This is a genomic window from Hydrogenivirga sp. (assembly GCF_056450045.1).
In genome coordinates this window covers 1-3,054 of the sequence record NZ_JBWONM010000063.1, presented here as the reverse complement: position 1 = coordinate 3,054, position 3,054 = coordinate 1, and the positions used below count along the sequence as shown (strand labels likewise).

3 protein-coding genes are annotated in these 3,054 nt (G+C 52.9%); 1 reads left to right on the top strand and 2 read right to left on the bottom strand.

The genetic code is table 11. From position 1 onward, the window contains the following. Together dnaG and purC are read right to left on the bottom strand one after the other, a co-directional pair. Positions 1 to 1,537, bottom strand: a 1,537-nt coding sequence (gene dnaG, locus AC1HCM_RS02495) for a DNA primase (RefSeq protein ID WP_479460197.1), incomplete at its 3' end; no start/stop codon positions are given. 50 nt (positions 1,538 to 1,587) lie between these two features. Continuing rightward, entirely contained in the window at positions 1,588 to 2,295 is a 708-nt protein-coding gene (gene purC, locus AC1HCM_RS02490) for a phosphoribosylaminoimidazolesuccinocarboxamide synthase (protein WP_479460196.1), read from the bottom strand. Positions 2,296 to 2,311: 16 nt separating this feature from the next. Here purC and AC1HCM_RS02485 point away from each other — a divergent pair. After that, positions 2,312 to 3,054, top strand: a 743-nt coding sequence (locus tag AC1HCM_RS02485) for a bile acid:sodium symporter family protein (RefSeq protein WP_479460195.1), incomplete at its 3' end; no start/stop codon positions are given.

Genomic DNA, 3,054 nt, shown 5'->3' with positions numbered 1-3,054 from the left:
CCCTGTGCTTCTTTATAAACTCCCTCATAGACTCCCTGACCCCACCAGCTCCGATCTCCTCAGGGGGTATGTCAATCCTGAGCCTCTGGGCGCTCGCATCAAAGTCCTTCTCTGGATTGGTGAGCTTCAGGTTCAGTATCTCTTCAGGGACCTGATAGTACTCCTCCCTCAGTATGCTCTGGGCATACTCCCTCGCGGTGCTGGAGAGGTTGAACTCCTCAAGGTTTATCTGGGGCTTGAGCTCAAAGAGTCCCTTGAGAAAGACCTTTTCGGTGAAGCTGAGGACCTTTGACCTCTCCTCCTGAGGCTCTCCTCCCCTGTACATGCGGGCTGTCAGAGCGTCAAGGGGTATCCTTGTGAGCCTGCTGAGCTCTGAAAGGAGGGCGTAAGCCCTTATCTCATCCTTTAGGAAGGAGGCGAAGTATATGAAATCCTTCAGGCTTCTCTCCCTGTCCTCTCCCAACTCAATCCTTCTCTTCAGAAGGGAAAAGAGGTCCTCCGCGTTCTCTATGAGCTCCTTCAATGCCCTCCTTCCCTCGGAGAGGACGAAGTCGTGGGGGTCCTTCCCCTCCGGCAGGAACAGGGGATACACCTCAATTCCCTCCTTGAGGAGGTGGGGGGCTGCGAGCCTCATAGCCTTCCTTCCAGCCTCATCACCATCAAAGAGAAGGTATGCCCTCTCCACGGTTTTGGAGAGAAGGCGGGCATGCTCCCTTCCAAAGGATGTTCCGAGGGTGGCCACCGCGTTCCTGAAGCCCTCCTGATGGAGGGCTATGACGTCAAAGTATCCCTCAACTATTATGGCGCTCCGTAGCTCCCTCAGATACTCCCTTCCTTCATAGAAGCCAAAGAGGAGCTCTCTCTTCTTGAAGAGCTCACTCTCGGGAGAGTTCACGTACTTGGGTCCCTCTCCCTTAAGGAGCCTGCCTCCGAAGCCCACGACCCTACCCGAGGGGTCCCTTATGGGTATGACGAGCCTGTTTCTGAAGAGGTCCCTGTATCTGCCCTCCTCAACCTTCACTATGTTTCCCGTTCTCTCGTAGAGCTCAAGGGCATCAAGATCCCTCAGGAGTTTATAGAGCTCACCGCTTGGAGGGGAGAAGCCGAGCCCGAACCTCTCTCCAGCCCTTCCCTCAATCCCCCTTCCCTTTAGGTACTCAAGGGCTTCCCTGTTTTCCTTGAGCTTCCCATGATAGAAATCCGCCACAGCTTCAAGAACTCTGTGGATCTTCTTATTCTCTTCCGATGCCTCTTTGAGGTTGAGCCTTATGCCGTACTTCTTAGCCAGCAGGCGGGCTGCTTCGGTGTAGCTCACGTTCTCACGGAGGGATACGAACTTTATGGCATCGCCCCCTACCCCACAGCCAAAGCACTTGAATATCTGTCTGGAGGGGGAGACGTAGAAGGAAGGCGTCTTATCGGGATGGAAAGGGCATCTCGCCTTGAAGTTGTTCCCAGCCCTCTCAAGGTTAAGGTAGTCGGAGATGACATCTACAATGTCAAGCTCTTTTCTAAGCTCGTCTATATCTGAGGGCATTACCTCTTGAGAATTTAAACTCTATCTTGAGACTGTCAAGATCAATTATGTTATGATATACGTTTGAGAATTTTTCTGTAGCCTTCAAGCAGGTCTCCCAGATCAAACCTGAACCTGTCCTTGTCAAGCTTCTCTCCCGTCTTCGCGTCCCATAGCCTCATGCTGTCGGGGGATATCTCGTCCACTATCCCTATACTCCCGTCAGGGAGTTTTCCAAACTCAAGCTTGAAGTCAACGAGCTTTATCCCGTGCCGGGAAAAGAAGTCCCCGAGGATTGAGTTCACCCTTAGGGCGGTCTCCTTCATCTTGGGAAGCTCCTCCACCGGGGCAAGTCCCATCAGGTGTATATGCTCCTCACACACGAGCGGGTCATGGAGCTCGTCGTTCTTGTAAAAGAGCTCAACGAGAGGCTTCTTGAACGCCTCACCTTCTTTAAAACCCAGCCTCTTGACTATGCTCCCGGCGGCTACGTTCCTAACGACAACCTCAACGGGGAACCTCTCAGCCTTCCAGACAAGCATCTCGTTGTCCGACAGCTTCTCAATGAAGTGGGTCTTTATTCCCCTTTTGTGGAGTATCTCAAATATGAGGCTTGATATCGTGTTGTTCAGGGACCCTTTTCCTTTGAGCTGTGCCTTCTTCACACCATCAAAGGCTGTTGCTGTGTCCTTGAAGTGGAGTATAAGCTTGTCGGGGTCATCGGTGAGATAAACTATCTTTGCCTTCCCCTCGTAGAGGATATCTCTCTTTTCCGGCATTCTAAAATTATAGTCCATGCGGACTGTCCTTTTTCTCCTCCTGCTCCTGCTCTTCTCGGCAGCTGGACTGCTCTTCCCCGCTCTCTTCTCCCAGCTCAAGGGACTCATAGTCCCCCTCCTCGTGCTGATAATGCTGAGCATGGGGATAACGCTGACGCCCGAGGACTTTGGACGTATCTTCAGAAGACCTCTGATAATCTTCTACGGAGCCTTCCTCCAGTTCAGCGTGATGCCCCTCCTTGGCTACGGTGTCGCGAAGTTCTTGGGTATGGATAGGGAGCTGACGGTTGGTTTTGTCCTTGTGGGCTCCGCTCCGGGAGGGACAGCCTCCAACCTCATAACCTTTATCTCCGGGGGTAGCCTCCCCTACTCAGTCTCTATGACCTCCCTCTCAACCTTGCTATCACCCCTCCTTACACCTTTCTGGACATGGCTCCTCGCCGGAAAGTTCGTTCCCGTTCCCTTCTTTGGCATGGCTCTGACAACCCTCAAGATAGTTATCCTGCCCGTGGTAGGAGGCATGCTCCTGAGGTCTCTGCTGAGGGAGAGGGTTGAGAGGCTTGAGCCATTTCTCCCTTACCTCTCAATAACGGCGATATCCTTCATAATTGCGGTGATATTCGCCCTCAACAGGGACAGACTTGGGGAGGTCTCTCTCCTTACCCTCGGGGGCGTTCTTCTTCACAACATGTCGGGCTTCCTGCTGGGTTATGCCTTTGGGAGGTTCGCCGGGCTTGACAGAAAGCTTTCCAAGACCCT

Excerpts from the sequence above, each read along its gene's own strand:
- purC (WP_479460196.1), bottom strand. The coding sequence starts at position 2,295 with ATGCCGGAAAAGAGAGATATCCTCTACGAGGGGAAGGCAAAGATAGTT.